Source organism: Streptomyces sp. NPDC057654, from assembly GCF_042800135.1.
GTDB lineage: Bacteria > Actinomycetota > Actinomycetes > Streptomycetales > Streptomycetaceae > Streptomyces.
Genome location: NZ_JBHVHQ010000466.1, coordinates 1 through 6,669 on the forward strand (window position 1 = coordinate 1; position 6,669 = coordinate 6,669).

Annotated in this window: 5 protein-coding genes; 3 read left to right on the top strand and 2 right to left on the bottom strand. The window is 75.2% G+C overall.

Annotation, left to right across the window (positions count from 1 at the left end):
* Positions 1-29 precede the first annotated feature (29 nt).
* From ACFU99_RS27930 to ACFU99_RS27940, 3 genes are all read left to right on the top strand, one after another.
* The gene (locus ACFU99_RS27930; RefSeq protein ID WP_384397092.1) at positions 30-2,837 is read left to right on the top strand and encodes a DEAD/DEAH box helicase; all 2,808 of its coding nucleotides are present in this window, start codon (positions 30-32) and stop codon (positions 2,835-2,837) included.
* Entirely contained in the window at positions 2,834-4,057 is a 1,224-nt protein-coding gene (locus ACFU99_RS27935; protein ID WP_384397081.1) for an SWIM zinc finger family protein, read from the top strand. The genes ACFU99_RS27930 and ACFU99_RS27935 overlap by 4 nt, the downstream gene beginning before the upstream one ends.
* A 69-nt stretch (positions 4,058-4,126) precedes the next feature.
* Positions 4,127-4,774, top strand: coding sequence for a uridine kinase (locus ACFU99_RS27940; protein ID WP_384397084.1), 648 nt, complete (start codon positions 4,127-4,129; stop codon positions 4,772-4,774).
* Here ACFU99_RS27940 and ACFU99_RS27945 read toward each other — a convergent pair.
* Positions 4,758-6,200, bottom strand: a complete 1,443-nt coding sequence (locus tag ACFU99_RS27945) for a WGR domain-containing protein (protein WP_384397086.1) — start codon at positions 6,198-6,200, stop codon at positions 4,758-4,760. The genes ACFU99_RS27940 and ACFU99_RS27945 overlap by 17 nt on opposite strands.
* 125 nt (positions 6,201-6,325) lie before the next feature.
* Positions 6,326-6,669 (bottom strand): methylated-DNA--[protein]-cysteine S-methyltransferase (locus ACFU99_RS27950; protein WP_384397089.1); only part of this gene is annotated, 344 nt, incomplete at its 5' end.

The window sequence follows — 6,669 nt, forward strand, 5'->3', positions numbered from 1 at the left end:
GGTCCTGGGCGGGGCAGGGGGCCGCGCCGGTGTGCGGTCCGGCCGGTCCGGCCGGACCGTTGGGGCGCTGCGCCGCCGTCTTCCTGCCCGGTGACCTGCCGCGCGAGGGCGCCGTCGCCTTCTGGCAGCCGGATGGCGGCGATCTTCCGGCCGGGGCGAAGGGGGAGCGCACCGAGCTGACCGTCGTGCGCCGGAGCGGAGACGGCGTACAGCGGTGCACGGTGCCCGCGCTCGTACTCCCCCTGGAACAGGCCGTTCCGCTGCTGGTGCGCGCCCGCCACGACCCCGTGGCCCATCCGGCGGCCGCCTGCTGGGGGGCCGCGGCGCTGCACGGGATGCAGCTCGTGGCGCGCGGCAGGCTGCTGCCCGGGCTGACCGACGACGACCAGGACACCTGGCGGGCCGGGCCGCTGGACACCGAGGACCTCGCGCATCTGCGGGCGATCGTCGCCGCCATGCCCGCCGAGGCGTACGCGGCGCCCCTGCCGGGCCCCGGGCCGCTGCGGCTGCCGGACCCCGACGGCCTCGTACGGGCGCTGCTGGACGCGGTCGCGGACACCCTGCCGAGGACGCCCGCGGCGCCGTACGCGGCGGGGGAGCCGTACGCGGCGCGCGCCGCCCACCACCTGCCCGAGCTGCGCGAGTGGGCCGCGGAAGCCGCCGCCGGCACGGACGGCGGGGTGCGCCTCTCGCTCCGCCTGGACCTGCGCGCCTACGACCTCTACGAGGAGGACGGCGGGCTCGCGGCGGCCGTGGTCCAGGTCCACAGCCTCACCGACCCGACCCTGCTCACGGACGCGGTCGCGCTGTGGGAGGGGCACGCGGGGGAGCATTTCGGGGCGCGCGCCCGTATCGACACGGTTCTCTCGCTCCGGCGCGCCGCCCGCGTCTGGCCGCCGCTCGGCCGCCTCCTGGAACGGCCCGTGCCCGACGTGCTGACGCTCGACGAGGACGAGCTGAACGACCTGCTCGGCGTGGCCGCCCAGCGGCTGTCGGCGGCCGGGGTCGCCGTCCACTGGCCCCGGGAACTGGCACGCGAGATGACCGCCCGCGCGGTCGTACGGATCGCACCGGGCACCGCCTCCGACGAGGCGACCTTCTTCGACGCGGAGCAGATCCTCGAATTCCGCTGGCAGCTGGCGATCGGCGGCGCCCCGCTCACCGAGCAGGAGATGGACGCGCTCGCCGAGGCGCAGCGGCCCGTCGTGCGCCTGCGCGACCAGTGGGTGCTGGTCGACCCCGCGCTCGTACGCAAGGCCCGCAGGCGCGACCTGGGGCGGCTCGACCCCGCCGAGGCCCTGTCCATGACACTGACGGGCGCCGCCGAGGTCGACGGCGAACAGGTCGCCGCCGTGCCAGTCGGGGCGCTCGCGGTCCTGCGCGACCGGCTCACCGCCGAGCCCAAGCCCGCCGTCCAGCCGCCCGGACTGCGCGCCGCCCTCCGCGACTACCAGCTGCGCGGGCTCGGGTGGCTCGACCGGCTCGTCTCCCTCGGCCTCGGCGGCTGCCTCGCCGACGACATGGGACTCGGCAAGACGATCACCGTCATCGCCCTCCACCTGCACCGCGCACCCGCCGAACCCACGCTGGTCGTCTGTCCGGCCTCCCTCCTCGGCAACTGGCAGCGCGAGATCGAGCGCTTCGCGCCCGGCGTCCCCGTACGCCGCTTCCACGGCACCGGACGGACCCTGGACGGCCTGGCCGGGGGCTTCGTGCTCACCACCTACGGCACGATGCGCTCCAGCGCCGAGGAGCTCGCCGAGCGGCCCTGGGGGCTGGTGGTGGCGGACGAGGCGCAGCACGTGAAGAACCCGTACGCGTCCACGGCCGTGGCGCTGCGCACCATCCCCTCCGCCGCCCGGATCGCCCTCACCGGCACCCCCGTGGAGAACAACCTCTCCGAGCTGTGGGCGCTCCTCGACTGGACCACCCCGGGGCTGCTGGGCTCCCTCAAGAACTTCCGGGCCCGTCACGCCCGCGCCATCGAGAGCGGCGAGGACGACGAGCAGACCCAGGAGGCCGTCGAGCACCTGGCCCGCATCGTCGCGCCCTTCCTGCTGCGCCGGAAGAAGTCCGATCCGGGCATCGCCCCCGAGCTGCCGCCCAAGACGGAGACCGACCGGCCGGTGGCGCTGCTGCGCGAACAGGCCGCCCTCTACGAGGCCGTCGTCAGGGAGACCCTCGTGAACATCGAGGGGACCGAGGGCATGGCGCGGCGCGGCCAGGTGATGAAGCTGCTCACCGCGCTGAAGCAGGTCTGCAACCACCCCGCCCAGTACCTGAAGGAGGGCGGCGATCGGCTGGCGGGCCGCTCGGGGAAGCTGGAACTGCTCGACGAGCTGCTGGACACCATCCTCTCCGAGGGCGGATCGGTGCTGGTCTTCACGCAGTACGTCGAGATGGCCCGGCTGCTCCTGGCCCACCTGACGGCGCGCGGCGTGCCGTCCCAGCTGCTGCACGGCGGCACCCCCGTCGCGCGGCGCGAACAGCTCGTGGACCGCTTCCAGTCCGGCGAGGTGCCTGTCTTCCTGCTGTCGCTGAAGGCGGCCGGCACGGGCCTCAACCTCACCCGCGCGAGCCATGTCGTGCACTACGACCGCTGGTGGAACCCGGCGGTCGAGGACCAGGCGACCGACCGCGCGTACCGCATCGGCCAGACCCAGCCCGTGCAGGTCCACCGCCTCGTCACCGAGGGCACGGTCGAGGACCGCGTCGCCGAGATGCTGGAGGCGAAGCGCGCGCTCGCCGACGCGGTCCTCAGCGGCGGCGAGGCGGCGCTGACCGAGCTGAGCGACACGGAACTCGCCGAACTGGTGACCTTGAGGAGGCCGCGGTGACCTTCGCCGAGTCCTGGTGGGGCAACGCCTGGATCGAGGCGCTGGGGAGCGCGTCGCTCGACCCCGGCCGGCTCTCCCGCGGCCGCGCCTACGCGCGCGGCGGCCACGTCCACGACATCACCGTCACGCCCGGCCGGATCGGGGCCCGCGTCGACGGCAGCCGCTCGCGCCCGTACCGCACCGGCATCGGGCTGGACGTCCTCTCCGACGCCGACTGGGACCGCTTCCTGACCGCGGTGGCCGCCCAGCCGTCGCACATCGCGGCCCTCCTCGACAAGGACATGCCGCACGCGCTCGTCGACGCCGCCGCCGAGGCCGGGGTACGGCTGCTGCCGGGCCCCGGCGAACTGTCGCCGCGCTGCTCCTGCCCCGACCGGGGGCACCCGTGCAAACACGCGGCGGCCCTCTGCTACGAGGCCGCCCTGCTGTTGGACGCGGACCCGCTCGTCCTCCTCCTGATGCGGGGCCGCGACGAACGGGCGCTCCTCGACGACCTCGCTCGCCGCAACGCGGCCCACGCGTCCCGTGAGTCGCCGGCCGTACGCGCGGGCGTCGACGCCCGAACCGCGCTCTTCGCCCCGCCCGCCCCCGCGGCTCTCCCCGGACCGCTCCCCGTCCCGCGGCGCCCCGGCATACCGCCGTCGCTGCCGCCCGCCCGCCGGCTGCCCGTGGCCGCGACGGCGCTCGACCTGCTGGCCACGGACGCGGCGGCCCGCGCGCACGCGTTCCTCACCACGGGCGGCGACCCGCACCCCGGCCTCACCCCCTGGCAGGACGCGGTCCGGCTCGCCGCCACCCGGCCCACCTCCGGACTCACCGCCACCACCCGCACCCTGTACCGGAGCCTGGCCGCCGGGACCGGCCGCACCCCGACGGACATGGCCCGCGCGGTCGCCGCCTGGCGGCAGGGCGGACTGGAGGGCCTGACACTCCTCGAAGCCCCGTGGAACCCGCCGGCCGGCCCCTTCGACCGGGCCCGCCCCGCCCTGGCCGCCGCCGGGCTGCCGCCCCTGCGCCCGCGCCACAACCACCTCACCGACGACGCCCGCGGCCTCCAGCTCCGCTTCGGCCACGACGGCCGCTGGTACCCCTACGAAGCCGATCCCGGCCCCGACCCGGACTGGTGGCCCGCGGGGCCCGCGGACGAGGACCCGGTGGACGCCCTGTCGGAGCTGCGGCAGCGCGACGAATCGGTCGCGCGGTCCGCGCCGAAGTACTGACCTTTCCCCGGGCCGGCGGGCGCGAGGGCCGGGCCCCTCCCCTCGCGGCGGAGCGTGCATCATGGGTCTGTGCAGTGGGAAGCGATCTCGTGGACGCGACTGACGGAAGCGCTCGCCGAGCGGATCGCGGGGACCGAGGCGGAGGACGGCAGCCCCTGGCTGCGGGTCGCCGTCGACGGCGCTCCCGCCACCCGCCCCGCGGAGCCGGCGCGGAACCTGGCGGAGGAACTGCGGGCGCGAGGGCGGCCCGCGACCGTCATCGGGACCGGCGGATTCCTGCGACCCGCCTCACTGCGCTACGAATACGGGCGGCAGGACGCCGACGCGTACTACGACCTGTGGCTCGACACCGGCGCGCTCCACCGCGAGGTGTTCGCGCCCCTGGAGCCCGGCGGAAGCGGGCGGGTGCTGCCCGACCTCTGGGACCCCGTGGCGGACCGCACGACGCGCAGCCCGTACGTGACCGTGCCGCCCGGCGGCGTCGTGATCGTGCACGGCCCGCTCCTCCTCGGGCACTGGTTCCCCTTCGACCTTTCGGTGCACCTGCGGATGTCGCCCGCCGCGCTCGCGCGCCGCACCGACGCGGCGGAAGCCTGGACCGTGCCCGCGTTCGCGCGCTACGCCGACGAGGTACGGCCGGAGGCCGCCGCCCAGGTGGTCGTACGGGCCGACGACCCCCGCCATCCGGCGTGGAGCGGGTTCACAGCAGACGCTTGATCTCGCCGCGGACGCGGTAGAAGCCGGCCGGCGCGGGAGCGAGCGCGTCGACCACGTAACGGACGCCGGGCTCGCGTATCTGGCGGGGGAACTGGACGTTCCACAGGGGTTCGTAGCCCGCGGAGACGACGTGGACCCGCAGCCGGCCGGCCTCCTCGACGCACTCCACGACGACGCCGCCCGAGGCGGGGGCGGCCGTCACGGTCGCCAGCGTGGTCGTCGGCGCGTAAGTGGGCAGCGCCTCGGCCGACTTGACGTCCACCGGGACCGGGACGGTGCCGGTCCGCGCGGCGGCGATCGCGGCCTCCGACGCGTCGACGCACACCAGCGAGCCGTCCGTGGTGACCATGTAGAGCTTCTCGTCCAGGTACTGCATCGACAGCGCCGAGCCGCCGCCGGTGCCCAGCTTCCACAGGCGGGTGCCGTCCGCCGCGAAGCAGTACACGGAGGAGGCGGAGTCGCCCGCGAAGACGTACCGGCCGCCGGGGGCGGTGGCGCAGGAGTAGACCACGGTGTCGCACCGGTAGTCGGCCTCCGTCCGGCCCGTCGCCTTCGACAGGCGCTGCACGACGCGGCGGTCGGTGCCCGCGTAGACCGCGTCGTCCTCCTGCCAGCCGAACAGCACCGCCCCGTTGGTCGGCGTGTGCCACAGCCGGCCGCTGCCGTCCGGGGCGTACGCCGTCACGCCGTGGCTGTGGCCGTGGTAGACGGCCCGTTCGTCACGGCGCACCATCCAGGCGTGCGCTCCGGAGCTGTTGCGCGACCACTGGTACTCGTCCTCGTGGTCGATGACCGTCAGGCCGCCGTCCCGGTCCGACACATTGAGCACGCCCTCGCGGACGTCCAGCCAGAAGATGTCGACGTCCGCCGCGATCTGGTAGGCGGCGAAGGGGAGCTTGGAGGACAGGTCGTAGACCGTGCCGTCGTCGCAGCCCGCGTAGATCCAGAAGTCGTCCGCCACCAGGCACTTGACGCCGTCCGGCAGTCGGTAGCGGGACAGCACCTCGCCGTCGTGCGCGAGGGTGAAGACGTCCCCGGCCTGGTTGCCCACCCAGCAGCGGTCCTCGTCGATGTGGATGCCGAACGCCGCCGAACCCGTACGGAACCGCCACAGCACCGGGGCCACGGCGCGCGCCGTCGACGGCGCCGAGGTGACCTGACGGCGCGTCACGGCCCGTGCGGCGCGCACGCCTTGAACGGCCGGCGCGTACCCCTTGCGGACCTTCTCGCCGACCTTCTTCGCCGCCGCGGCCCGCGCCTTCTCGGCCGTGGGGAAGGAGGACGTCTGCAACTGGCCCGCCGCGCCGATCCGTCCGTACCGGACGGAGACGGTGACGCCGTCCACGGTCACCTCATAGAACTTGTGCGCCCCGCCGCCGTCCTGTGACAGCTCCAGATACGTCCTGTCGCCCGACGCCTGCGTCATGGCATACCCCTCTCCCAGGGCGGCCACCGGCGGCCGACCTCTACTGCTGCGAAACGCTAGGGGCTGCCACTGACAATCGGCCGGGCGAGCGGGCCCGTTGGGCCCGGAGAGGGTGTCTGACCAGGCTAGAAGAGCGGCTGCGGCAGGACGCCCTCCAGGGCCAGCAGGGCGCGCTTGACCTCCAGGCCCCCGCCGAAGCCCCCGAGACCGCCGTCGCTCCCGATCACGCGGTGGCACGGGACGACGACCGGCAGGGGATTGGCGCCCATCGCCGTCCCCACGGCACGGGCCGCGCCGGGCTCGCCGACGCGGCGGGCGAGGTCCTGGTAGCCGACGACCGTGCCGTACGGGACATGGGCGGCGAGCGCGCGCAGCACCCGGCGGTTGAACCCCGTGGCGAGCGACCAGTCCAACGGCACCGTGAACGTTCGCAGCCGGCCGTCGAAGTAGGCCACGAGCTGGCCGTCCG

Excerpts from the sequence above, each read along its gene's own strand:
- ACFU99_RS27945 (WP_384397086.1), bottom strand. The coding sequence starts at position 6,200 with ATGACGCAGGCGTCGGGCGACAGGACGTATCTGGAGCTGTCACAGGAC.